This window comes from Testudinibacter sp. 'clade 2', assembly GCF_006227735.1.
Lineage (GTDB): Bacteria > Pseudomonadota > Gammaproteobacteria > Enterobacterales > Pasteurellaceae > Chelonobacter.
Genome location: NZ_VDHB01000024.1, coordinates 1 through 25,061, shown reverse-complemented (window position 1 = coordinate 25,061; position 25,061 = coordinate 1). Strand labels below are relative to the sequence as shown.

Here is a 25,061-nt window from a genome sequence, read left to right as displayed (position 1 = left end):
AAATTAAAAAAAATAACAAATTTCTTGTATTTATATTTTCATACCAAATGATTGTTATTCTTGTTTAAAATAAAAAGGAAAACCATCCATATTTAAAAAAACTTTCCGAATCCGTCTGATGCGGGTATAATCTGCGCTTTGTTACGGTAACAAAGCCCCCCAAGACATTATGTGTGGTGTTAACCGTCGCATACCGATAAAATTCAGTAAAATTTCAGAGGAAGGAATGGCTAAAGAAGATAGCATTGAAATGCAGGGAACGATTTTAGATACTCTGCCAAACACGATGTTTCGTGTTGAATTGGAAAATGGTCACGTGGTCACGGCACATATTTCCGGCAAAATGCGCAAAAACTATATTCGTATTTTAACCGGTGATAAAGTCACGGTTGAATTGACACCTTACGATTTAACTAAAGGGCGTATTATTTTCCGCAGTCGTTAAGCCTCTCCCGCGAATAGCGCTGCCCGCGTTTAGTGACAGCGCCTATCATTTCCCTATTCAGCCTTCAGCGTAGCTACTTGCTGTAGTTTGCGGCGTAAAAGTGCGGTCAAGATATTCAATACTAACAATACCAGCGACAGCAAGTACAGCGGTTTATCACCAAACACGCTATACGGTGTGGCAATGGTTTCTAATTTTAATTCAGCCGTTAGCGTTGTCGCTTCAAATTGTGGCGCTTGCTGCAACACTTGTCCTTGATTACCAATAAATGCGGTAATGCCGGTATTAGTGGCACGAATCACCGCTTTACCGTTTTCCAACGCGCGCATTCTTGCCATTTGAAAATGCTGCCACGGCCCGATCGAGTCGCCAAACCAAGCGTCATTAGAGATCGTCAAAATAACATCACTGTTAGCATTAGCCAAATTTTGTTGTAGTTGGTTACCTAACACAATTTCGTAGCAGATCGCAGTTGCCAGCTTAACCCCCTTAGCAGTAAGCGGAGCTTGCAGGTACTCCCCTTGTTTAAAATTTGACATCGGTAAATTAAACATACTGCCTAACGGTCGCAACAGGCTTTCTAGTGGCACATATTCGCCAAACGGCACCAGATGGTGTTTGTTATAACGGTTAGTACTTGTTAACTGATAAGGGTTATGTGGATCACCCAGCACAACCGCAGAATTATAAAAGCGGTCTTGCGTTTCATCGTGATAGACTGTGCCGACAATCAGTTCGCTGCCGCTGTTGTGTGCTGCCAACTGCCAATTTTGCAACAGTGGCTGTACCTGATTTTCCAGCGTCGGAATCGATGCTTCCGGTAGAATAATCAAGTCACTCTTCCCCAAGTGCGGTGCGATTAACTGTTGGTAAATGTTAATCGTATTGCTGAAATAGTTCGGATCCCATTTTAGATTTTGTTCAATATTGCCTTGCAGCAAGGTGATTGTGAGTGCCTTAGCTGAACTGCCGCTCTGCTTTGCGCTGGAATCCGCACTGATTTTTCCACCTGAATAAAACGCCGCAAACGCCAAACCCAATACCATCAATAACGAGCTGGCAGTCAATGCTAAAGTGCGGTCAGTGCGGTTCAATCCGGCTTTGGCGCTATTCAACAGCAACGCTGCAATCCAGACCACAAAAAAGGTCAGCCCCTGCACCCCAAACAGTGGCGCAATGCCGTAGAACGGGCTGTCGATTTGCGAATAACCAAATTGCAACCAAGGAAATCCGGTCATCACCCAACCACGCAGAAACTCAGTAAAGGTCCACAAAATCGCAAACACGACCGCACTTTTAATCTGAAAACGCTGGATCAAATAGGTAAATAATAGAGGATATAATGATAAGTAGGCCGCCAGCAGCAACACGGCTAAATAGCTGAGGATTAACGGCACACCTCCAAACAGATTAATGCTGACATGGATCCAATTGATGCCGAAAGCGAAAAATCCCAATGCCCAGAAATAGCTGGTATAAAGTGCGGTTTTGCGCGAGCTTTGAGTGGCAAAAAAAAGCAGACCGATGACGCTGACATACGCCATTGGCCAATAATCAAAAGGCGAGAAAGCAAGCACACCGCTTGCTCCCAATATTAATGCGAAAAGTATTTTTATCATGGGGTGAGAATAAAGTATCTGCATGGCAAGTTATACATTTTCAGGAAATGCGGAATCCTCTTCGATCTGATCAGGCACTCTAAGGCGAAGTTGGATAATTTTACGGCTGTCGGCAGAGACCACTTTAAAAAGCAACCCTTCCAGCTCAATTTCCTCATCACGGCTCGGCAGATAACCAAACGCTTGCATAATCACACCGCCGATAGTATCCACTTCTTCCGAATCAAAATGCGTGCCGAATTTCTCATTAAAATCCTCAATATCCGTCAAGGCTGATATTGCATAGGCATGGCGTGACAGCTGACGAATATCCGCCGCTTCTTCTTCGTCAAATTCATCTTCGATATCGCCGACAATCTGCTCCAAAATATCTTCAATCGTCACCAAACCGGAAATCGCCCCAAATTCATCAACCACAATCGCCATATGAAAACGCTCGGAACGAAACTCTTTCAGCATGCGATCAACCCGTTTGCTCTCCGGCACAATCACCGCCGGGCGCAACACGGAAGACATATCAAATTCTGCCGCATTGGTGCGAGAAAACGGCAACAGATCTTTTGCCAGCAGCAAGCCTTCCACATTGTCGCGTTCATCACTCACCACCGGAAAGCGTGAATGCGCCGACTCAATAATCACGTCCAAGCAAGCGTCCAATGACTGCTCTTTATTGATAAACACGATTTGCGCACGCGGGATCATAATATCGCGCACCCGCAGCTCGGAGATCTCCATCACCCCTTCAATCATTTCACGGGTATCTTGGTCAATCAACTCATTTTGTTCTGAGTCGCGAATCACCTCGACCAGTTCTTTCCGGTTTTTCAGTTCCCCTTGAAACAAGCCACTGAATAGTGATTGGAAAAATCCTTTTTTTGAGCCTTGCGCTTGATTATCGTTGCTTATCTGTTCGTCACTCATCATATCTGTTTTTTATTAGGTTGATTTATTAAAATACACTTTGCCAAACTAGCATATTTTGCCCTGCTCCGCCAGCCGTTTGCCACCCAGTAAACAAAAAACCAACCGCACTTTCATTTGGTTGGTTTTTTGTTTCGGGCAAGATTAGCGCAAGTTAATTAGCTTGCTGTTTCTTTTGCGCTCTTTTACCCAAAATCACAGTCACAGAGAATGCAACCACAAAAGAGATTAACATACCGATTACATACATACTGATGTCGTTCGGTTTAATCGAGATAATCCCCGGCAAACCTGCTGCACCCAGCGCTTGCGCTTTAACATTGAACAGCGCGACAAAGGCACTGGCACAGCCGGCGCCAACCATTGCGCCGATGAACGGATAGCGATAACGCAGATTCACCCCAAACATCGCAGGCTCAGTGATACCCAACAAGGCACTAATACCTGACGGCAACGCAATCCCACGGGTTTTAACATCTTTCATAATCACAAACACCGCCAAACAAGCAGCACCCTGTGCGATATTCGACATCGCCGCAATCGGGAAAATAAAGGTTCCGCCAGTGGTGGCAAAATCTGCCAACAATTGGGTTTCAATGGCGATAAAGGTTTGGTGCATCCCGGTAATAACAATCGGAGCATACAAAGCACCGAACAATGCGCCACCGATAAAGCCTGCGGTATCATATAACCAAGTTAAACCCGCACCCAGTAAGAAACCGACTTCACGGGTGATTGGCCCCACAAAGCTAAAGGTTAGCAATCCGGCAATAAACAGCGCCAGTAGTGGCGTTAGCAAGTTGTCCAAAACCGACGGTACGACTTTACGCAACGCTTTTTCTAAGGTCGCCAGAATCCAAGAGGCGACCAATACCGGCAATACCGACCCTTGATAACCAACACGCTCAATGCTGAAACCGAAAATATTCCAGTAAGCCAGTTTGCCTTCTGCCACCACACTGGTGTAATTCCAGCCGTTGACCAAATCCGGGTGCACCAACAACATGCCCAGCGCAGCCCCTAGAAACGGATTACCGCCAAATTTGCGAGTTGCCGAGAATGCAATCAAGATCGGGAGGAAAACAAACGGTGCGTTAGCAAAAGTGTTAATCATTGCCGCCAAATCGCCCAGCTCAGGGTGAGTGTCAACCAATGACATCCCTTCCACAAACAGGTCTTTTGCCATAAACACATTGGCAAGCCCCATCAACAAACCACCGGCGACGATTGCCGGAATAATCGGCACGAAAATATCGGCTAAGCCTTTTACCAAACGTTGCAGCAAGTTTTGGTTTTGTGCACCGGCAGCAGCGACATCGCTCTTCGTCATATCGCCCATGCCTAACATACTGCTCATTTCCGCATGGACTTTATTCACCGTGCCTGAACCAAAAATAATTTGATATTGCCCGGCAACCGAAAACTGACCTTTTACGCCGTCAATATTTTCAATCGCTTCTTTATCGACCGCACTTTCGTCTTTCAAGACGATCCGCAGTCGGGTTGCACAGTGTGCCAAAGCACTGATATTCTCTTTTCCACCCAGTTTTTCAATCACTTGGGTTGCAATTTTTACAAAATCCATCTGCCTCTCCTGTTATTTAACCGATAGTTTATAATCTGAGCAAGATTTTAACTAAAACGTTTTAGTTAGGCTACACATGAACTAAAACGTTTTAGTTAATTTTTTATTTTTGTGATCCAGTTAACAAAAAAAGCCTCGCAAAAATGGCGAGGCAGAGGAGATTTGTCAAATTAAATGTAAATTTGTGGTAAAAGTGCGGTCAGCCGATTAGCCGTTTAGAGTCTGTTGATCTTTGGCTATATTTTGAGCTACAACCCCTAATGCTTACAGAATAATAGGCTGAAATCTTGTAGCTGAGGCCAAACATCCGCATCAAAGTCACGTTTGAGCTGGCGTTCGATCTCCGCCAGTTTCTGCAATAATCGGTATAAATCAGCATAACGCATACGCCGGATTGCTTGGGTGAACAAAATCCTACGATTCTGCCAAACCCGTAAACGGTCAAATTGTTGGCGCAATTGTTGAGTTGGCAAAGGTTGACTGCTATCAACCGCACTTTGGCTAGAACAGAGTTGCAAAATGGTGGTCAGCTCTTTTTGTGCACTCCGCAGCAAAATCAACGGCTGTACCTCTTCATTTTGCAACGAATGTAAAATCCGTACCGCTCTTTTAGTTTTACCTTCCAACAGCGCATCCAGCCACTGATAAGGAGTAAACAGCGAGGATTGTTCCACACAGGCTTTGACTCTGAGGTAGCTCAATTTACCGTCGGGATACAGCAGTTTCAATAAATTCAAAATCTGTTTTAGTGCCAGTAGATTGCTTTCATAACTGTAACACAACAGTTGCAGCGCTTCTTGCTCAATGCTCAGCTCTAAGATTTTTGCTCGTTGTTGCAGCCAAGCGGGAAGCTGTTCAAGGCTCGGCGTTTGACAATTAACCAACACCGCACCTGTTTGCTGTGCAGCATACTCGTTCAGCGCCACAAACCAGGTCTGTTTTTCAATTTGTAAGTTGAAACGAGGAATTTGCAGCAGCAATAAAATATCGGAGTGCAACAGACTGATTAAGTGCAGCAGTTTTTTCTGCAACACTTGACTGAGGTTGTCTGGCAGCAGCAATATAATCAAGAGTTTGTCAGAAAAAAGCCCGCGCGATTGGCAGGCTTGATACAGTGCGTCCCAATCTGTCGCATTATCAATTGAAAGCGGTAAAACCTCATCAAACTGCTGAGTTTTCGCTGCCGCTTTAATTGCTTGGCGCGATTCGTCCAGCAACAACCAATCCTGTCCCTGCAACAGGTAACAGCAAGACAACTGTTGCTGAAGTGCGGTTGCCAGCTGCGCCGCTGTTACTCTTTTCACCGTCTGCCAACCTTCATTATGCTTATTTTACCGCCAGCTGATTTTGCAAGCTGATGATTTTAATCATCAACTGACGGGCAGCTTGCGCACGCATGTCGTTATAAATTGCGTCCTGTTCAGCTGATTTAGCCAAAGCAGCACGGGAATCATCAAAGAAAGTGCGGGTGTTTCTGATATTGATTGGAAATTCACCACGTCCCGGAACGTATAAACTGGCAGACAAATTCAACGTCAGCAGTTTCTCTGCTTCCCGTCCCTGCTTAAATACCGAAACTACAGCGGAACTAATTTGGCTGTTTTTCATTCTCAGTTCCGGCACTTCACCTTGCTCCACCAGTTGCACTTGATGCAGGTGTAGCTGATTGCGCACCTCCCGACTCAAATAGCCGTAAGGATCGCTGCTCTGCAATTTCATGGTTTGAAATGCTGGCTCAATTCCACCTTGATTGGCAAAATGAAAGCCACAGCCACTCAACAGCAGCAACGTGCACAACAAAGCCCAAGCATTTTTTTTCAACATCATTTCAATCCTCATCTGAATGAGAAACCGCACTTTAACTTTGATCTTGGACAGCGTAAAGTGCGGTCAAAGTTACTGATTATTTTGCTACAAAACTCAACAGTTTGCCCGGCACATAAATCACTTTGACAATATTCAAACCGTCTAAATGACGCGCCACATTGTCATCGGCCAGTGCGGTCTGTTTAATCGTGTCTTCCGCTGCATCGGCAGCAACGGTCAATTTACCACGTACTTTGCCGTTCACCTGCACCACGATCAGTTTTTCATCGTCAATCATCGCTTCAGCATCCGCCTGCACCCACGGTGCAAAATCAATCGTATCGCTGTTGCCCAATTCGTGCCACAGGGTGAAACAGATATGTGGTGTGATCGGATACAGCATTCTGACCACCGCACTTAAGGCTTCCGCCATCACCGCACGGTCTTGCTCGCCGTCTAACGGCGCGCGGGTCAATTTGTTCATCAACTCCATAATCGCCGCAATTGCGGTGTTAAAGGTTTGACGGCGACCGACATCATCGCTGACTTTGGCAATGGTTTTATGCAGATCACGGCGCAGCGATTTTTGATCTGCACTTAATGCGGACAGATCCAGTGCCACCGTTGCCGGATTTTTCCGATATTCAAATACCAGATTCCATAAGCGACGCAAGAAACGGTTTGCCCCTTCCACACTGGCCTCTTGCCATTCTAAGGTCATTTCCGCCGGCGAGGCGAACATCATAAACAGCCGCACCGTGTCGGCACCGTATTTCTCCACCATTTCTTGCGGATCGATGCCGTTGTTTTTCGATTTGGACATTTTGGTCATGCCGGTATGCACCAACTCATGCCCGTGTTTATCCACCGCTTTAGTGATCCGCCCTTTTTCATCACGCTCGACACTGACTTCGGTCGGCGATACCCAAATCCGCTCATTGCTGTCGGAAATATAGTAGTAAGCATCCGCCAACACCATGCCTTGGCATAGTAATTTGTTGACCGGCTCATCCGATTGCAACAAGCCCGCATCACGCAACAATTTATGGTAAAAACGGAAGTATAACAAGTGCATGGTGGCGTGCTCGATACCGCCGATATATTGATCGACCGGCAGCCAGTAATTCGCCTCTTCACTGTCCAGCATACCGTTTTGATATTGCGGACAAGTATAACGCGCATAGTACCAAGACGATTCCATAAAGGTGTCGAAAGTGTCGGTTTCACGCAATGCAGGCTGTCCGTTAACAGTCGTTTTCGCCCAGTTCGGATCGGCTTTGATTGGGCTTTGCACCCCGTCCATCACCACATCTTCCGGCAAAATGACAGGCAGATCGTCCAGTGGCACCGGCACCACGTCACCGTTTTCCAGCGTCAACATCGGAATCGGTGCGCCCCAATAGCGCTGACGGGAAACCCCCCAATCACGCAAGCGGTAATTCACTTGGCGTTTGCCCACCTGCAAACTTTCCAATTCATCGGCAATCGCATTAAACGCCTGTTCAAAATCCAAACCGTCAAATTTACCGGAGTTAAACAAAATGCCCGGTTCGACAAAAGCCGCTTGGCTGATATCCGCTTGCTCCGCATCAGTCGGACGAATCACGGCTTTAATCGGCAACTGGTATTTTTGCGCAAATTCATAATCGCGCTGATCGTGCGCCGGCACCGCCATCACTGCCCCGGTGCCATAGTGCATTAACACGAAATTCGCCACCCACACCGGCACTTTTTTACCGGTTAGCGGGTGAATCACCTCCAAGCCGGTCACCATCCCTTTCTTTTCCATCGTGGCAAGATCGGCTTCGGCAACTTTGGCGTTTTTGCTCTCCGTGATAAACTGCGCCAATTCAGGATTATTCAACGCCGCTTTTTCCGCCAACGGGTGCGCAGCTGCCACCGCCAAATAGGACACGCCGAATAAGGTATCCGGGCGGGTGGTATAAACCGCCACGCTGTCATCGCTGTCGGCAACCTTGAAGGTGATTTCCACCCCTTCGGAACGCCCGATCCAGTTGCGTTGCATGCTTTTCACTTGATCCGGCCACTGCGGTAAACCATCTAAGCCTTGCAACAACTGCTCGGCATAGTCGGTGATTTTCACAAACCATTGCGGAATCTCTTTTTGCACCACCGGCGTGTCGCAACGCCAGCAACGCCCTTCATCCACTTGCTCGTTCGCCAACACGGTTTCATCATTCGGGCACCAGTTGACCACCGAGGTTTTCTTATACACCAACCCTTTTTTATATAATTCGGTGAAGAACCACTGTTCCCATTTGTAGTATTCCGGTTTGCAGGTAGTCAATTCGCGATCCCAGTCGTAACCAAAACCCAGCATTTTCAGCTGCTGTTTCATGTAAGCAATATTTTCATAAGTCCACGGCGCAGGGGCGGTTTTATTTTTAATTGCCGCATTTTCCGCCGGCATGCCGAAAGCATCCCAGCCGATCGGTTGTAGCACATTTTTGCCGTTCATCCGCTGATAACGTGCCACCACATCGCCGATGGTATAGTTACGCACATGCCCCATGTGCAGACGACCGGACGGATACGGAAACATCGAGAGGCAGTAGTATTTTTGTTTGCTTAAATCGATTTTGGCGGCGAATACTTTGTTATCCAACCAATAATTCTGCACTTTCGGTTCAATCTGATCCGGACGATATTGCTCTTGCATAGCGAAATTACCTTTTATCAACACAAAAAACCGCACTTTTGCGGTTAAATAGAAAATGGGATATAGCATAGCCTAGAATGGCGCAGAATAACAGAATTTATTGCGGCTAAACGGCGTGAAAAAGCCCATGACAGCGGATAGTTATCACACTGACATGGGCTGAAATTGAAGGGAACAAAATTTACTCGGACACCACCACAGCGGTATAGTGCAAACCATCAATCGCTTGGATTAAACGTTGCTCTTGCACCTCTTTTTTCGCCACGACTTTCACCTGCTGGGTTTTGATATTCGCTTTGGTCGCAACCACGCCGTCCAGATTACGCAACTCTTTGTTGACCAAATAGGCACAAAGTTGGCAATTCATTTCATTGACGTGCAGGGTGAGCTGTTTTTCGTCAGGCGCAAGTTCCGCCGCCAGCGCAACGCTGCCCAATAAACCGGATAACACCAGTAATGCGGCTATTTTGTGTAACATAAAAAATCGCTTAGTCATACGCTATAACTCCAAAAACCACGGTAACAGAATCGGGTATGATAGAAAAAAGAGAATCAGCACTGATACCACGCCATATAATGCAATCAAACTGCGGCGCGATAAATATTGGGTGCAGATTACCTTTTTTGAAAATATCAACAACCAAAACCCGTAGCCGAACAATCCCAATGACACAATCAGCATCGGGATTTGTAAAAACGCCAACTGGTTCAACTCCATTAAAAACGGCGACGCGATGCCAAACAGCAGATAAACCAACGGCGCAATACAACACAACGTTGAAGCGACCGCCGTGGTCAATGCCGCCATCGTAGCAGCAAAAAATCGCTGATTATAATTTTTTGGCGATAAATTCATATTTAAACTCTTTTGGATCAAAGAAGTTTAACGGATCACCGCCGATTTCCGCATACGGATAACCGAAATTATTCAACGGGGTCATCTCCGGCACAGGATATAAATCAAAATCACGCCCGTGGTTATAGCCGACCCAGTTCATCTCCCAATTGCCGAATAAGTAATCCGCCACCGCTTTCACATCAGTATCATCAACCGATTTTTTCTCTGCCAATCGCATTTTTGCCACATCGGCAGAATCGACCGGCACCCAGCCGAAACCGGCTAAATAAAATTCGGCACGACAATGTTGTCCTCCGCTGACATTCGCCACCCCGTGTTCGTCTGCGCTGCCAAACGCCGTTTTGGAATATTTTTCCAATTTCGGTGCAGCGCCTAAACGCACCCCAAACACTTCCCGTGCCGGAATGTCCGCTGCGCGCGCCAATGCCACAAACACCGAATTAATATCGGTACATTTGCCACGCAGCACTCCGGTCGTTAAAATTTTCTCTACATCGCCGTCGCCACAGCCCAACAGCGAATTATCACGCTCCATATTGGCAACAACCCAGTTATGGATTAATTCGGCTTTTTTCAGCGGATTGGTTTCCGAACCAACGATTTTATCGGCATATTCCTTCACGATACCGTCGGTTTTAATATGCTGGGTTGGTTTTAGATATTCCAATACATCCACCGAATAATGGATGTTGTCCGGCGCTTGATAGTCGGCTAACGCTCCACTTTTCTTCTGCTCGCGATCTTTGGTTTCAATCACCATCGTCACTTTCAAATCACGCTTTTCCACCTTGTCTGCCCAAGTGACGTACAAGGTTTTTGCCCCGTACAGATTATTTTCGGTGATATAGGCTTGTTGATAATTACCGTCGTATTGAATCGATTTTACATTTTGATAATCATTGTTGAACGGCAACGGCACCCACAGTTGGGTTTCGCCGCTTGAACCTTTCGGCACATCAATATCAAAGGTTTTGGTGAGTTCAAAAAGATGGGTGTCAGTATTGAAGCTGTTTTGCTGCGCCGCGTTCGCCGTGCCGAAAGCACACGCCAACGCCGTAGCGATCATTAATTTTTTCATGGAGGAAATCCTGTATTGAGATAAACAAAACTTGTTATATAACTCGTGCTTATTGTTATCAATCAATAAGCCTTGCTAAGGATAAGGGAAAATAACAAAAAAGCAACCGGCTTTAATATTGAATCAGCCAATTGTACTAAGAATTTGTGTATTAAGAATTTGGAAACAATCTGGAAGTATGCAGCACACGCAGCACCTTGATTTGCTCGTGTGCCTCTTCAATAACTAGAAATACATTGTAGGGCAAACCCGTAATCTTAAACTCGCGCGTCCCGATCACCTTTTGACTGGCTAAAGTGCGGTACGGAAAATGGCTTAAACTGGCGATACGTTCAGTGATTTGCAATAAGATGCGTTCGGCTAATATTGTACCACTTTCTGCTAAATAATAAGCGGTGATTTCCGCAAGATCATCTTCTGCTTCAAGGGAATAAAACATTCGTTAAACAATTAAACCTAATTTTTGCCGTGCTTTTTGCATAACACTGGCCATAATTTGTTGCTGTTCAATACCGCTATCCGGATTTTGTTGATGAGACTCTAATGCAGACGAAACTTGCTGTTGCACCCATTCGTCATAGCCTTTCGCTTTTTCCTCAAACAAATCAACTAACGGCGTGCCTTTTAAGTCTTCTAAGGAAATAAAAAGTCCGGCAGGTTTTTGGGTTTTTGTGATTAAGATCGGCTCACGTTGCACTGCATCTAACAATGAACCAAAATTATTTTTGGCTTGCTTGGCTGTAAATGTTCGCATATCTCCTCCCCCAAAGTAGCTATTTTAGCCAGTATAGCTTTTTTGACGAGGATAACAAACTAAAATTGCTGATAATTTTTGACCGCTCTTTGATAGAAAAACTGCTGATCTTCCCAACGTAGCATGGTCATATAGTTGCCCCACACGCAGCCGGAATCGAGAGCGTAAATCCCTTCAGGCATCGACTCTCCGACCAAGCTTGCCCAATGCCCGAACAGAATCGGCTGCTGGCGATAGGTCGGATTATCCAACTCATACCACGGAAACAGCGTCGTCGGTGCTTCCGCCAACGTGGTTTTGCAGGCAAAATCCAAGCGGTGATCGGCATAGCAGAAACGCATACGGGTAAACACGTTGATAATATAGCGCAGCCGTTCAATGCCTTTGAGCTGTTTGCTCCAGCGATCCGGTTGTTCGCCATACATCTCCTTGATCAACGTGCGGTAGTCGCCCTGTTGCAGCACCGCCTCTACTTCCGTTGCACATTTTTTGGCACGGCGCAAACTCCAATCCGGGCTGATACCGGCGTGACACATAACAAAGCCGTGCTTCGGGTGTTGCCGCAGCAACGGCTGATGGCGCAGCCAGTCAATCAATTCACCAAAATCATCGGCAGCAAAAATCGCCTCAACCCGATCTTTTTTCTTAATAGATTTTAAGCCAAGTGCGGTAGCGATTAAGTGAAGATCATGATTGCCCAATACTGTTTTGGCGCTGTCACCCAGTTCTTTGACAAAACGCAAACACTCCAATGATTTATCGCCGCGCGCCACCAAATCACCGACCAGCCACAGCTCGTCCTGTTGCGGATCAAACCGCACTTTGTCTAACAGCAGTTGCAGTTCGTCAAAACAGCCCTGCAAATCGCCAACGATATAAGTTGCCATTGCCGTCCGCCTATTGGTTTTCGTTGCTGATTGATGCAGATTCCATTTGCGGTGGATTATCGGTTAGCCAATTGGCCAAGCGTGCATAATCCGCAATTGACAAATTCTCGGCTCGCGCATTTTGATCCACCCCAAGTGCGGTCAACTGCTCACTGCTAAAAAGAGTAGCAAGCGCATTGCGCAAAGTTTTGCGCCGTTGATTAAAGGCTTGGCTACAGACACGGTTGAGCCAATACAGATCTTTTACCGGATGCGGTAGCGTGGCGTGCGGAATCAAACGCACCACCGCCGAATCCACTTTCGGTGCCGGTTTAAAGGCGCTCGGCGGCACTTCCAACACCGGCATCACTTGGCAGAAATACTGCGCCATGATGGTCAGCCGTCCGTAAGCTTTGCTGTTCGGACCGGCACACAGTCGCTTCACCACCTCTTTTTGCAACATAAAGTGCATATCTTGAATGCTGTCGTAGTAGTTGAATAGGTGAAACATCAGCGGGGTGGAGATATTGTAAGGTAAATTACCGAACACCCGCACTTTCTGCCCCGCTTGTTCACACAACTGGCGGAAATCGACCTGCATCGCATCTTGTTCGATCACAGTCAGCTTTTGGTGTAAAAACGGGTGATGGCGTAAGCGTTCTGCCAGATCGCGATCCAGCTCGATGACGGTTAAGCGATCCAATTGTTCCGCCACCGGTTCGGTCAAGGCGCCTAAACCGGGCCCGATTTCCACTAAGTATTGATCTTGTTGTGGGTGAATCGCTGCCACAATCCCTTGGATCACTTGTTGATCATGCAAAAAATTCTGCCCGAAGCGTTTACGGGCGGTATGGCCTAAATGTTTTTTTGAATTCATAAATCGTTTGTCTGTTGAATAAGAAAATGATGATTAAGTATAAAACAAAAATCCCGCTAAGTGCGGGATTTTCTCTTGATTTCTTTTGCCCTAAAGTGCGGTCAACTTAATTCAATATTTTAATCTGGGCACGTTTGCGCAACCCGCTGACCCAGTTTTTAGACTCTGCCTGAGCCTGCTTGTTGACAATCTGCTCGTAGGCCTTTTGGCGATAGAAATCATCGGTTTTATCACCTTTGCGGGTGTCTGTGACTTGTAAAATATGCCAGCCAAATTCCGTTTTAAACGGTTGGGTGATCGTACCAATTTTGCTGGTTCTCACCATTTTGGCAAATTCCGGTACATAATTTTCCGGGAAAGCAAAACCCAAATCGCCGCCTTTGTCACCGGAAAGATAGTCTTTGGAATTGGCTTTTGCTGCCGCTTCAAAGCTGGTTTTCTTCGCCAGGATATCCGCACGAATTTTGCTCAATTCCGCTTTCGCTTTGGCATCAGTCAGAATCGGATTGGTTTTTAACAAAATATGCCGCACCCGATATTCCGGTGCGGTCTGTTTTTGCACAGCGCCACGCTTTTCAGCCTGTTTTTGCAAATCACTACCCAGTGCTTCCACTTGCTCACGAGTCACATCAATGCTTTTACCGATATTTTGCTGACGTACTTCGTTCATCAACAATTGGTGCGCAATTTGGTTGCGGTATTCATGATAATTCACGCCCTGATAATCCAGCACGTCCAACAGTTGACCCCAAGTCAGACCGTTGCTGTCGGCAACACTTTGAAAGACTTTATCGACCTGTGCACTGCTGATTCGAACCCCCGATTCCTGAATAGCCTGCTGCACCAAAATATCGTCGATAATCCCGTCCAAGGCTTTTTGACGATTCGCGGCATTATCGGCTTTTCTACCCAACTCTTTTTTAACCTGACTAGCCAGAATTGGGTAACCATTCACCGTAGCAACCACTTTTTCCACCGCACTAGCCTGCAGGGGCATCAATATCGTGAACAATAATGCCAAACTAGAAATAAATTTACGATTAATACAAGTTAGTTTCATTGATACTTCCGTTTGTTTTAATTAAAACCTAAAAGCAAGATATATGCTTAGAGCTTAGTTTTGCAAAAAAATTCCAATTTCCTCAGATAATCCGCCACAATCGCTCAATTCTTCAGCAAATACCGAAAAACTGCTGCAACTTTGCACAATTAATCTGCTGCATAGCCATTTGCTGCTAACTGTTGCCCATCAAGATAGGCTTTTTCATCACGTAATTGCAGCCGTCCTTGCGCAAACCATGCGACCACTAACGGATAAATCCGCACTTCCTGCGCTTTCACCCGTTCAATAACCTCATCGAGGCTGTCATCGGCAAAAACCGGCACTTTCGCTTGTAATACGATCGCCCCGGCATCCACCTCTTCATTGACAAAATGCACCGTGGTGCCGTGTTCGTCATCTCCGGCATCAATAGCGCGCTGATAGGTGTTCAATCCCGGATATTTTGGCAACAATGATGGGTGAATATTCAAAATTTTGCCGTTGAAACGCTGAATAAAAAGCGGTGTCAAAATTTTCATATAACCCGCCAACACCACCAAATCGACCTGTTGCTGCTGCAAATAATCGGCAACCGCCATGTCCATACTTTGATTATCAGTATAGGCTTTACGTAAAAAAGTGCGGTGTTCGATGCCGGCCTGCTGCGCCCGCTGTAAACCGTATGCCTGTGCGTTGTTGCTGACTACGGTAACGATGTTACCCTTAATTCTGCCGCTAGCACAAGCATCGATCAATGCCTGTAAATTACTGCCTTCACCGGAAATCAAGACTGCAATTCTGATCATGCCGTTGTGCCTCACGCCGACATTACCACTTGTGCCGTTTCATCAGCGGCTAATGCTTCAATTTGACCGATCACCCAGGCTTTTTCTCCGGCTTGCCGCAACAACGCAAGTGCGGTTTCTACATCTTTTTGTGGCAGCGCAATCACCATGCCCACGCCACAGTTAAACGTGCGGTACATTTCATGACGCTCGATATTACCTTGCTGTTGCAGCCAGCTAAATACGGCTGGCCACTGCCAGCTGCTTTCTTGAATGTTGGCTTTGACGTGTGCCGGCAACACACGCGGAATATTTTCCCAGAAGCCACCGCCGGTTAAATGGGAAATAGCGTGTACATCAACATGTTTAATCAGTTGTAAGACTGATTTGACATAAATCTTCGTCGGCGCCAACAGGTGTTCCGCCAACGGTTTGCCATCAAGTAATTCAGTCGCAGCGTCAGCGCCACTGACTTCTAACACTTTGCGAATCAGGGAATAACCGTTAGAGTGCGGCCCGCTTGAGGCTAAGGCAATCAAGCTATCACCGACTTTCACCTTACTGGCGTCAATAATTTCTTCTTTTTCCACCACACCAACACAGAATCCTGCCAAGTCGTAATCGCCTTGATGATACATGCCCGGCATTTCCGCCGTTTCACCACCGACCAGCGCACAACCGGACTGTTCACAGCCATCGGCAATGCCTTTAATCACATCCGCCGCCATATCAACATCCAGCTTGCCGGTCGCATAATAATCCAGGAAAAACAGCGGTTCTGCGCCCTGTACCACTAAATCGTTGACGCACATCGCCACCAAATCGATGCCAATGGTATCGTGTTTATGCAAGTCAATCGCCAAACGCAATTTGGTACCGACCCCGTCAGTGCCGGAAACCAAAATCGGCTCTTTATATTTGCTCGGAATCGCACACAATGCGCCAAAACCACCAAGCCCTCCCATCACTTCCGGACGACGAGTACGCTTTACATCCTCTTTGATTCTGCCAACCAAGTCATTGCCCGCATTAATATCCACACCGGCGTCTTTATAACTTAATGAGTTTTTTTTCACGATACATTCCTGTTTAAATTGATCACAAAAGGCATATTCAACAGCGTTCGGTAGTCGCATTTCACGCTTGTAAACGGTCATAATTGTAGCATGCCTGCCTATTTTTTGGCGATAGCTAATTTAGCGCTGATTGATGTTTGCTCTCAACACATAAAAAACTGTTAATTCGACGCTCTATCTATTAAAATTTATCGGATCTAACTTCAAGGAGCCCAAAATGAAACTTGTCCAAGTGAAACATCCTCTTATTAAACATAAATTAGGCCTGATGCGTGCCGCAGAAATCAACACCAAAGATTTTCGTGAATTGGCAACCGAAGTCGGCAGTCTATTAACCTATGAAGCCACAGCAGATTTAGAAACCGAAAATGTGATTATCGACGGTTGGAATGGCCCGGTGGAAGTAGAACGTATCAAAGGTAAAAAAGTGACCGTAGTGCCTATTTTACGCGCCGGATTAGGCATGATGGACGGTGTGTTGGAGCATATTCCAAGTGCGAGAATCAGTGTGGTTGGGATGTATCGTAACGAAGAGACATTGGAACCGGTGCCGTATTTTCAAAAACTGGCAGGCGATCTGGAAGAGCGGTTGGCAATTGTGGTCGATCCGATGTTGGCAACAGGCGGTTCCATGGTCGCGACAATTGATTTGTTGAAACAAAAAGGCTGCCAGCAGATTAAAGTATTAGTGCTAGTCGCTGCACCGGAAGGGATTGCCGCACTGGAGAAAGCCCATCCTGATGTCGAACTTTATACTGCTTCAGTGGACGATCATTTAAATGAACAAGGTTATATTATTCCGGGATTAGGCGATGCAGGAGATAAAATTTTCGGCACAAAATAATCGTCTGAACCGCACTTTATGATGACTTTAGCACGAGGAACCCATCATGCAAAATACCATTCCACATGGCGATGAACTGCCGGCTCAGAGCCTGCCAAAACAAGCATTTGTCGGGCTGCAAATGTTGTTTGTCGCCTTCGGCGCCTTAGTTTTAGTACCGTTAATTGTGGGATTGGACAGCAATACCGCACTTTTAACCGCCGGAGTCGGCACATTGCTGTTCCAACTCTGCACCCGCCGCCAAGTGCCTATTTTCCTCGCTTCTTCTTTTGCTTTCATCGCCCCGATGCAATACGGCATTGCCACTTGGGGGCTTTCAGTCACCATGGGCGGCTTGATGTTCGCCGGTCTGGTGTATATTGCACTGAGCGGCTTGGTCAAACTCAAAGGTGCCGGAATTTTACAACGGGTCTTTCCACCCGTGGTAGTCGGCCCGATTATCATTATTATCGGCATGGGATTAGCGCCACTGGCGGTGAATATGGCGATTGGCAAAGGTGGTGACGGTTCACAGCTTTATCCATATCAACAAGCAATCCTGGTATCAATGGTAACTTTGATCACTACGTTGGTGGTGGCGGTGTTCGCCAAAGGTTTGATGAAATTGATTCCGATTATGCTGGGCATTACCGTCGGTTATATCTTGGCACTGTGTTTAGGTTTGGTTGATTTCACCCCGATTCAACAAGCAGCCTGGTTTAGCGTGCCAACCCTCACCACACCGGAATTCAAGCTTGAAGCGATTTTATATTTGCTGCCTATCGCTATCGCTCCGGCCATTGAACATGTCGGTGGAATTATGGCGATCAGCTCGGTCACAGGCAAAGACTTTCTGAAACAACCGGGGCTGCACCGCACTTTGCTTGGTGACGGGATTGCAACCTCTGCGGCGTCTTTCTTGGGGGGGCCACCCAACACCACTTATGCTGAAGTGACTGGTGCGGTGATGCTGACCCGTAATTTCAATCCGAAAATCATGACTTGGGCGGCGTGTTGGGCAATCGCAATTTCATTTTGTGGCAAAGTCGGTGCCTTTTTGGCAACGATCCCGACTGTTGTGATGGGCGGAATTATGATGTTAGTCTTCGGTTCAATTGCAGTGGTTGGCATGAGCACCCTGATTAAAGCACAAGTCAATGTGTCTGAACCTAGAAATCTGTGCATCATCTCGGTAGTACTGACCTTCGGCATCGGCGGCATGATGTTGAATGTTGGGGAAGTTTCTTTAAAAGGTATCAGTTTGTGTGCTATCGTGGCAGTCATTATGAATTTGGTGTTGCCAAAAACCAAAGAAGATACTCTCAACTAAAATGACATCAATGGCGGCGTAACCTGTTTGCGCCGCTTGCCATAGCGATAAGATGACGGACAGCAATGACAGCAGGTAATGTTTTGACTTCAGCGATCCAACTGACCTTACCCATTCAACAAGCAGACGATTTGACGCTGCAAAATTTCTATGGCGCCAATAATCCGCTGCTGTTGGACTCGCTGTCTCATGCGCTGCAACAACGTCAACAGCAATTTTTTTACCTTTACGGCGAATCCGGTTGCGGCAAAAGCCATCTGCTAAAAGCCTGTTGTCATTTGCTGTTTGATCGCGGCGGCCATGCCAGTTTTATCCCGCTGGAACAAGCTAGCCTCTTTTCTCCGGACGTTCTAGACAATCTGGAAACCCAAGATCTGGTCTGCATTGACGATCTGCAAGCCATTTGCGGGCAACTCAAATGGGAAACCGCACTTTTTGATTTGTATAATCGAATTAAAGAGCAGGGCAAAACGATTCTAATCTTAAGTGCCAACCAATCACCGCGCCATCTGCCGATACAACTCAATGATCTGCGCTCCCGCTTGAGTTGGGGGGAAATCCATAAACTGCAACCGCTGAACGAGCAACAAAAATTAACAGCCCTGCAACAACGTGCTTATCAACGCGGCTTAGAACTGCCGGACGAAGTCGGGTTGTTTTTGTTAAAACGCCTTGAACGCGACAGCAAGAGCCTGTTCGATACTCTGCAAAAACTCGATCAAGCCTCACTGCAAGCTCAACGCAAGCTCACCATTCCTTTTGTCAAGCACTGCCTACAGTTATAAAATCGCTAAAATCTGTTCTAACGGTCGTGCAATTCTAGCTTGATCGCCGTTTATCACAATCGGGCGCTCCAGCAACGCCGGATTCTCAACTATGGCTTGCAACAACTCTGTTTGGCTCAACTCGGTATTTGCCAAGCCCAACGTGCGGTACAACTCATCATTAACCCGCATCATTTCACGCACATCCGCTACACCCAGTTGCTGTGCCAACTGTTGTAATTCCGCCAAGGAATACGCTTTTTGTAAATACAGTTCAATCTCAATTTCACGCCCTTGATTCTCTAAAAATGCCAATGTCTCACGGCTTTTGGAACAACGTGGATTGTGTAAAATCTTAATGCTCATGCTCACCTCGCAAATGTAATAAATTGTTGATCCAAACTAGTTTTAATCTTTCATAAAGTCAATAACTTGTTATAATCAAAAAATCGCATTTAATTGAACAATATAGTCAACCGATCAGCCCTAACGATAAAAAACCAAATCAAACAGGAAAGCAATTTATGTGGGAAATGTTTCAAAAATGGTACAGACGGCGTTTTAGTGACCCGCAAGCGCTGGGGTTGTTTGCCATTCTTCTTTTCATCTTTGTCGCCATCTATTTTTTCAGCGATATTATTGCGCCACTGTTGATTGCGCTCGTCTTGGCTTATTTGCTTGAAGCACCGATCAGGCTTTTATCAAACAAACTCAAATTACCGCGCCCGGTTTCTGTCAGCATTTCGTTACTGTTGTTTGCAGCCAGTATTATCTTTATTCTGGTGGTACTGCTACCGCGTTTATGGACGCAAACCATCTCCTTAGCACAGGATTTACCGACGATGATCAATCAGTTGCATCATTGGCTGCTGACGTTGCCGGAACATTATCCGGGGCTGATCGACTACCCTATGCTCGATTCGCTGTTCAGCAATCTACGCACCAAACTATTGGCATTCGGCGAATCGGCACTGCGTTACTCACTGTCTTCGTTACTCAGTTTAGTGACCATTGGGATTTATGCCTTTTTAGTGCCGCTGATGGTGTTCTTTTTAGTAAAAGACAAACAAGTCTTGATTGAAGGTGTGCTACGCTTTATGCCTCGCAACCGCACTTTGGCTTCGCAAGTCTGGCGTGAGATGCAAACCCAAATCTCCAACTACATTCGTGGCAAATTTCTCGAGATTATTGTTGTCGGCGCTATCACCTATGTGCTGTTGCTGTTTTTCGATTTGCGCTATCCGCTACTGTTGGCGTTCGGTGTCGGTTTATCGGTGTTAGTACCTTATGTTGGTGCAGTGTTAATCACCATTCCGATTATGCTGGTCGCATTGGTACAGTTTGGTATCACGCCAACCTTCTGGTATCTGATGTTGGGTTACATTATCATTCAGATTCTGGACGGCAACCTGCTGGTACCGATTTTGTTCTCCGAAGCAGTGAATTTACACCCGTTAATCATCATCTTAGCCGTGTTGATCTTTGGTGGTTTGTGGGGCTTCTGGGGCGTATTTTTTGCTATTCCGTTGGCGACATTGGTGAAAGCCGTGGTTAATGCTTGGCCATCAAATGACGACGCCGAATCGGCTTAAACCCAGCAACAGCAAACAACTTGTTGTTCAAACGTTTGGTTATCTTTGATCATAAAAATCCGCACCTCAATCGTTTAGTTTTGTAATCTAGCTTTTGGGGTGCAGCTCAGGAACCGTACTTTGCCGTTTTTTCATTCTCCTTAAAACTTTACCCAAATCACATTTTCCGCTTTTGCCGCTTGTCGCCGCCGGTTATCTTGCTTATACTCGCCTCTCTTGTCGGAGTGCCAATCATGATTGGCTGAGACCGTAAATCGGGATCCGTGGAACCTGCTCGGGTTAAGACCTGCGAAGGGAACAAGTCAATCATCACCTTATTTTTCAAACCGATGATTTTCTCTGATCGCTAAACCGCACTTTGTTGCCATTTCACATGCGACAATTGCCGTTTACCGACTTCCACCCTTTTTCTTCACTCTGGACAAGCATTTCTTGGTTATTTTTACCGACTATAAAAGGAATTTGCCATGTCTGACACCACTATTTATACCGAAACAAACAGCCGCCGCCAAAAACGGGCGGCGGCACAACAATTTATCAACACGCTGAAAGGGGCGCACTACCCCAGCTCAAAACGCATTTATCTGCAAGGCTCGCGCACCGATATACAAGTGCCGATGCGTGAAATCCAGCTCAGCCCGACCTTGATCGGCGGCGATAAAAACAATCCGCAATACGAACCGAACGACGCGATTCCGGTGTACGACACCTCCGGCGTGTACGGCGATGAAACGCAAACGATCAATATCGCACAGGGAATCAAGGCATTGCGTGAGCAATGGATTGCGGAGCGGCAAGACACCGAAGTGCTAAGTGCGGTCAGTTCCGACTACACTCAAGCCCGTTTACAGGACAAGGCGCTGGACGAATTGCGCTTCCAACTGCAACGCCCTGCCCGTCGGGCGCAGGCAGGCAAAACCGTGACCCAGCTGCATTATGCCCGTCAAGGCATCATCACGCCTGAAATGGAATTTATCGCCATTCGCGAAAATATGGGACGCGCACGGGTTCAAAGTGCGGTATTGTTGCAACAACACTCGGGTCAAACCTTCGGCGCCGACCTGCCCGCCGTTATCACACCGGAATTTGTGCGGCAGGAAGTGGCGGCGGGACGGGCGATTATTCCGTGTAATATCAATCATCCCGAATCCGAACCGATGATTATCGGGCGCAATTTTTTGGTGAAAGTGAATGCCAATATCGGCAATTCGGCAGTCACGTCTTCGATTGAAGAGGAGGTCGAAAAGCTGGTGTGGGCGACCCGTTGGGGGGCAGATACGGTGATGGATCTTTCGACCGGTCGCAATATCCACGAAACCCGCGAATGGATTCTGCGCAACAGTCCGGTGCCGATCGGCACGGTGCCGCTCTATCAAGCGCTAGAAAAAGTGAAAGGCATTGCCGAAAATCTAAACTGGGACGTGTTTAAAGACACGCTGATCGAACAAGCGGAACAAGGCGTGGATTACTTCACCATTCACGCCGGCACGCTGCTACGCTATGTGCCGATGACCGCCAAACGTCTGACCGGTATTGTGTCGCGCGGCGGATCGATTATGGCAAAGTGGTGCTTGTCACACCACCAAGAGAATTTTTTATATAGCCATTTTCGTGATATTTGTGAAATTTGCGCCTCCTATGATGTGGCGCTTTCGCTCGGCGACGGGCTGCGCCCCGGCTCTATTCAAGACGCCAACGACGAAGCGCAGTTTGCCGAACTCTATACCTTGGGCGAACTGACCAAAATCGCTTGGCAATATGATGTGCAAGTGATGATCGAAGGGCCCGGGCATATTCCGATGCAGATGATCCGGCGCAATATGACCGAAGAGCTGGAACACTGCCACCAAGCGCCGTTTTACACGCTCGGACCGCTCACCACCGATATTGCGCCGGGCTACGACCATTTCACCTCAGGTATCGGCGCCGCTCTGATCGGCTGGTTCGGCTGTGCCATGTTGTGCTACGTCACGCCAAAAGAGCATTTGGGCTTGCCTGACAAAGACGATGTCAAACAAGGGTTGATCACCTATAAAATCGCCGCCCACGCCGCCGATCTCGCCAAAGGTCATCCGGCGGCGCAAATTCGGGATAATGCGATGTCAAAAGCCCGTTTTGAATTCCGCTGGCAGGATCAATTCAACCTATCGCTCGATCCGGAAACCGCGCAAGCCTACCACGACGAAACCTTGCCGCAAGAATCCGGCAAAGTCGCCCATTTCTGCTCGATGTGCGGGCCGAAATTCTGTTCTATGAAAATCTCGCAGGAAGTGCGCGATTATGCCGCAAACCTGTCAAGCGAGCAGCAAGCGGGCTTAGCCGAAATGTCACAGCAGTTTAAACAAAAAGGCGGAGAAATTTACCATTTACCGACTGATCTGAAATAGCGCTTTCGCTAACGGCGGCAGGCTGCTTGCTTGTCGCTATTTTTGCAGATAATCCAACACCAGCTGAGCATGATCTTTGGTTTTAAATTGATCGAACACCTGCTCAATCACACCGTTTTCATCAATCAAAAAACTGATGCGATGGATTCCGTCATAAGTCCGCCCCATAAATTTTTTCTCACCCCACCCCCCAAATTGCTCGGCAACTTGATGATCAGGATCGGACAGCAAGGTAAAATTCAATGCTTTTTTCTCAACAAAATTGTGTAATTTCGTCGGTAAATCCGGGCTAATTCCCAGAATCACTACACCTAACTGTGTCAATTCTGCTTTACTGTCACGCAGATCACAGGCTTGCGTGGTGCAGCCCGGTGTCAAGGCTTTCGGGTAAAAATAGACCAGCACTTTACGCCCTCGAAAATCAGACAGCTTCACGCTCTCCCCGTCTTGATTCAACAGGCTGAACTCTGGTGCCAACGCACCGCACTTTAAGATAGATAACATCCTTTCTCCTTATTTTTTCCATTTTATGTTGTTCAAATTTATCACTAAAGCACACTTTTTTCACTTTTTTTGATTTATATGCAGGAAAATAGAAAAAGCACTTGCAAACTGTCGTCATTTTGGCAATCTAAGTTAAAATTTTCATCAATAAAACCAACAGAAAATCTACAGGAGAAGTTTTATGTCGGCCAGCAACCCTCTATTTTCAGGCAGTATCGTTGCCTTAGTCACCCCAATGGATAGTGCCGGAGAAGTCAATTACAGCGAATTGGAAGCCCTTGTCAATTTCCATATTGAAGCCGGAACCGATGCCATTGTTTCCGTCGGCACCACCGGTGAATCCGCCACACTCAGCATTGATGAAAATGTAAAGGTTATATTGAAGACCGTGGAATATGCAGCAGGACGAATTCCAATTATTGCCGGCACAGGCGCCAACGCCACCAGCGAAGCGATTACCATGACTAAACTGCTGCACGGCAGTGGTGTAGCCGGTTGCCTGTCCGTAGTGCCTTACTACAACAAACCAACCCAAGAAGGCATGTTCCAACACTTTAAAGCGATTGCCGAAAGCACCGACCTGCCGCAAATTCTGTACAACGTACCGGGACGCACCGGCAGCGATCTGAAACCTGAAACCGTCGCCCGCCTAGCAAAAATCCCAAATATCGTCGGCATCAAAGAGGCCACTGGTGACGTCAGCCGAGTTACAACCATTAAAGCATTGGCAGGAGAAGATTTTATCGTGCTGAGCGGCGATGACGCCACCGGTCTCGAAGCGATGAAAGCGGGCGGTGAAGGCGTGATCTCCGTCACCAACAACGTTGCCGCCGCCGACATGGCAAAAATGTGCCACTTCGCCCTCAACGGTGATTTTGCCCAAGCCGATGAAATCAACAATCGCTTAATGCCACTGCACAAAGACTTATTTGTTGAATCCAACCCGATTCCGGTCAAATGGGCATGTTACAAAATCGGCTTAATCAGCAACCCATTCCTGCGCCTGCCGCTGACGATACTTAGTGAACCGGCTCAACCAGTTGTTACCACTGCGCTACAAAGTGCCGGATTGCTGAAATAAGTATTGCCCCAGTTTCTATTTAGGAATCGAAAATAATCTGCATCTCAAAAGTTCGCATATTTTACCAATAAACTGAGATGTAGATTTTTAATATCACATTGTTTTAAATAACAATCAATTATATTTTATAGCGCGTCTCTACTTTGTTGATAAATCGAGTTTTCAACTCACGCTCCTGCGAAGGAGC

25 protein-coding genes and 1 riboswitch are annotated in these 25,061 nt (G+C 46.8%); of the genes, 7 read left to right on the top strand and 18 right to left on the bottom strand.

Going from position 1 to position 25,061, the window contains the following annotated elements:
• The first annotated feature begins 226 nt into the window (after positions 1 to 226).
• Positions 227 to 445 carry a translation initiation factor IF-1 gene (infA, locus tag FHQ30_RS02995; protein ID WP_132965494.1) on the top strand — a complete coding sequence of 73 codons (219 nt, stop codon included), beginning with the start codon at positions 227 to 229 and terminating at the stop codon, positions 443 to 445.
• 53 nt (positions 446 to 498) lie between these two features.
• On the opposite strand, the gene lnt is transcribed toward infA, so the two are convergent.
• The 16 genes from lnt to purM form a co-directional block, all read right to left on the bottom strand.
• Positions 499 to 2,064, bottom strand: a complete 1,566-nt coding sequence (gene lnt / locus FHQ30_RS02990; protein WP_139611004.1) for an apolipoprotein N-acyltransferase — start codon at positions 2,062 to 2,064, stop codon at positions 499 to 501.
• Positions 2,065 to 2,094: 30 nt separating this feature from the next.
• Positions 2,095 to 2,988, bottom strand: coding sequence for a CNNM family magnesium/cobalt transport protein CorC (corC, locus tag FHQ30_RS02985; RefSeq protein ID WP_139611003.1), 894 nt, complete (start codon positions 2,986 to 2,988; stop codon positions 2,095 to 2,097).
• 151 nt (positions 2,989 to 3,139) lie between these two features.
• On the bottom strand, positions 3,140 to 4,570 hold the full coding sequence (locus FHQ30_RS02980; RefSeq protein ID WP_139611002.1) for a sucrose-specific PTS transporter subunit IIBC: 1,431 nt from the start codon (positions 4,568 to 4,570) through the stop codon (positions 3,140 to 3,142).
• Positions 4,571 to 4,827: 257 nt separating this feature from the next.
• Entirely contained in the window at positions 4,828 to 5,874 is a 1,047-nt protein-coding gene (gene holA, locus FHQ30_RS02975; RefSeq protein ID WP_139611001.1) for a DNA polymerase III subunit delta, read from the bottom strand.
• A 22-nt stretch (positions 5,875 to 5,896) separates the two neighbouring features.
• Positions 5,897 to 6,394: an LPS assembly lipoprotein LptE gene (gene lptE / locus FHQ30_RS02970; RefSeq protein ID WP_139611009.1), complete on the bottom strand. Its 498-nt coding sequence runs from the start codon at positions 6,392 to 6,394 to the stop codon at positions 5,897 to 5,899.
• 79 nt (positions 6,395 to 6,473) lie between these two features.
• Positions 6,474 to 9,056: a leucine--tRNA ligase gene (leuS, locus tag FHQ30_RS02965; RefSeq protein WP_139611000.1), complete on the bottom strand. Its 2,583-nt coding sequence runs from the start codon at positions 9,054 to 9,056 to the stop codon at positions 6,474 to 6,476.
• A 181-nt stretch (positions 9,057 to 9,237) separates the two neighbouring features.
• Positions 9,238 to 9,534, bottom strand: coding sequence for a heavy-metal-associated domain-containing protein (locus FHQ30_RS02960; RefSeq protein ID WP_139610999.1), 297 nt, complete (start codon positions 9,532 to 9,534; stop codon positions 9,238 to 9,240).
• Between the two features lie 21 nt (positions 9,535 to 9,555).
• Positions 9,556 to 9,912: a hypothetical protein gene (locus FHQ30_RS02955; protein ID WP_139610998.1), complete on the bottom strand. Its 357-nt coding sequence runs from the start codon at positions 9,910 to 9,912 to the stop codon at positions 9,556 to 9,558.
• Complete coding sequence (locus FHQ30_RS02950) at positions 9,887 to 10,981, bottom strand: transglutaminase-like domain-containing protein (RefSeq protein ID WP_442805659.1); 1,095 nt, start codon at positions 10,979 to 10,981, stop codon at positions 9,887 to 9,889. Before FHQ30_RS02950 ends, FHQ30_RS02955 begins: the two co-directional genes overlap by 26 nt.
• Before the next feature lie 163 nt (positions 10,982 to 11,144).
• Positions 11,145 to 11,432: a type II toxin-antitoxin system RelE/ParE family toxin gene (locus FHQ30_RS02945; RefSeq protein WP_139610996.1), complete on the bottom strand. Its 288-nt coding sequence runs from the start codon at positions 11,430 to 11,432 to the stop codon at positions 11,145 to 11,147.
• A 3-nt stretch (positions 11,433 to 11,435) separates the two neighbouring features.
• Entirely contained in the window at positions 11,436 to 11,747 is a 312-nt protein-coding gene (locus tag FHQ30_RS02940; protein ID WP_139610995.1) for a type II toxin-antitoxin system Phd/YefM family antitoxin, read from the bottom strand.
• Positions 11,748 to 11,806: 59 nt separating this feature from the next.
• A complete protein-coding gene (gene apaH / locus FHQ30_RS02935; RefSeq protein ID WP_139610994.1) occupies positions 11,807 to 12,634 on the bottom strand; it encodes a bis(5'-nucleosyl)-tetraphosphatase (symmetrical) ApaH in 828 nt (275 codons plus the stop codon).
• Positions 12,635 to 12,644: 10 nt separating this feature from the next.
• Complete coding sequence (gene rsmA, locus FHQ30_RS02930) at positions 12,645 to 13,490, bottom strand: 16S rRNA (adenine(1518)-N(6)/adenine(1519)-N(6))-dimethyltransferase RsmA (RefSeq protein ID WP_139610993.1); 846 nt, start codon at positions 13,488 to 13,490, stop codon at positions 12,645 to 12,647.
• Positions 13,491 to 13,596: 106 nt separating this feature from the next.
• Positions 13,597 to 14,550 (bottom strand): peptidylprolyl isomerase, encoded by a 954-nt coding sequence (locus FHQ30_RS02925; RefSeq protein ID WP_139610992.1) that lies wholly within the window; start codon positions 14,548 to 14,550, stop codon positions 13,597 to 13,599.
• Positions 14,551 to 14,699: 149 nt separating this feature from the next.
• Positions 14,700 to 15,338 (bottom strand): phosphoribosylglycinamide formyltransferase, encoded by a 639-nt coding sequence (gene purN, locus FHQ30_RS02920; protein WP_139610991.1) that lies wholly within the window; start codon positions 15,336 to 15,338, stop codon positions 14,700 to 14,702.
• 11 nt (positions 15,339 to 15,349) lie between these two features.
• Entirely contained in the window at positions 15,350 to 16,393 is a 1,044-nt protein-coding gene (gene purM / locus FHQ30_RS02915) for a phosphoribosylformylglycinamidine cyclo-ligase (RefSeq protein WP_176552619.1), read from the bottom strand.
• A gap of 217 nt (positions 16,394 to 16,610) precedes the next feature.
• Here purM and upp point away from each other — a divergent pair, with 217 nt between their 5' ends.
• The 3 genes from upp (at position 16,611) to hda (ending at position 19,331) form a co-directional block, all read left to right on the top strand.
• Positions 16,611 to 17,237, top strand: coding sequence for a uracil phosphoribosyltransferase (gene upp / locus FHQ30_RS02910; protein WP_132965523.1), 627 nt, complete (start codon positions 16,611 to 16,613; stop codon positions 17,235 to 17,237).
• Between the two features lie 46 nt (positions 17,238 to 17,283).
• Complete coding sequence (locus FHQ30_RS02905; protein ID WP_139610990.1) at positions 17,284 to 18,546, top strand: uracil-xanthine permease family protein; 1,263 nt, start codon at positions 17,284 to 17,286, stop codon at positions 18,544 to 18,546.
• A 65-nt stretch (positions 18,547 to 18,611) separates the two neighbouring features.
• Entirely contained in the window at positions 18,612 to 19,331 is a 720-nt protein-coding gene (gene hda, locus FHQ30_RS02900) for a DnaA inactivator Hda (RefSeq protein WP_139609656.1), read from the top strand.
• On the opposite strand, the gene arsC is transcribed toward hda, so the two are convergent.
• Positions 19,326 to 19,676, bottom strand: a complete 351-nt coding sequence (gene arsC, locus FHQ30_RS02895; RefSeq protein ID WP_139610989.1) for an arsenate reductase (glutaredoxin) — start codon at positions 19,674 to 19,676, stop codon at positions 19,326 to 19,328. The genes hda and arsC overlap by 6 nt on opposite strands.
• Before the next feature lie 158 nt (positions 19,677 to 19,834).
• Between arsC and FHQ30_RS02890 the strand changes: the two genes are divergently transcribed.
• Together FHQ30_RS02890 and thiC are read left to right on the top strand one after the other, a co-directional pair.
• Positions 19,835 to 20,902 (top strand): AI-2E family transporter, encoded by a 1,068-nt coding sequence (locus tag FHQ30_RS02890; RefSeq protein WP_132965529.1) that lies wholly within the window; start codon positions 19,835 to 19,837, stop codon positions 20,900 to 20,902.
• Positions 20,903 to 21,112: 210 nt separating this feature from the next.
• A riboswitch (TPP riboswitch) is annotated at positions 21,113 to 21,216 on the top strand.
• Positions 21,217 to 21,369: 153 nt separating this feature from the next.
• The gene (gene thiC / locus FHQ30_RS02885) at positions 21,370 to 23,289 is read left to right on the top strand and encodes a phosphomethylpyrimidine synthase ThiC (RefSeq protein ID WP_139610988.1); all 1,920 of its coding nucleotides are present in this window, start codon (positions 21,370 to 21,372) and stop codon (positions 23,287 to 23,289) included.
• Positions 23,290 to 23,325: 36 nt separating this feature from the next.
• Here thiC and bcp read toward each other — a convergent pair whose 3' ends face one another.
• A complete protein-coding gene (gene bcp, locus FHQ30_RS02880) occupies positions 23,326 to 23,793 on the bottom strand; it encodes a thioredoxin-dependent thiol peroxidase (protein WP_139610987.1) in 468 nt (155 codons plus the stop codon).
• A 181-nt stretch (positions 23,794 to 23,974) separates the two neighbouring features.
• Between bcp and dapA the strand changes: the two genes are divergently transcribed.
• Positions 23,975 to 24,874, top strand: a complete 900-nt coding sequence (gene dapA / locus FHQ30_RS02875; RefSeq protein WP_139610986.1) for a 4-hydroxy-tetrahydrodipicolinate synthase — start codon at positions 23,975 to 23,977, stop codon at positions 24,872 to 24,874.
• The last annotated feature ends 187 nt before the right edge of the window (positions 24,875 to 25,061 follow it).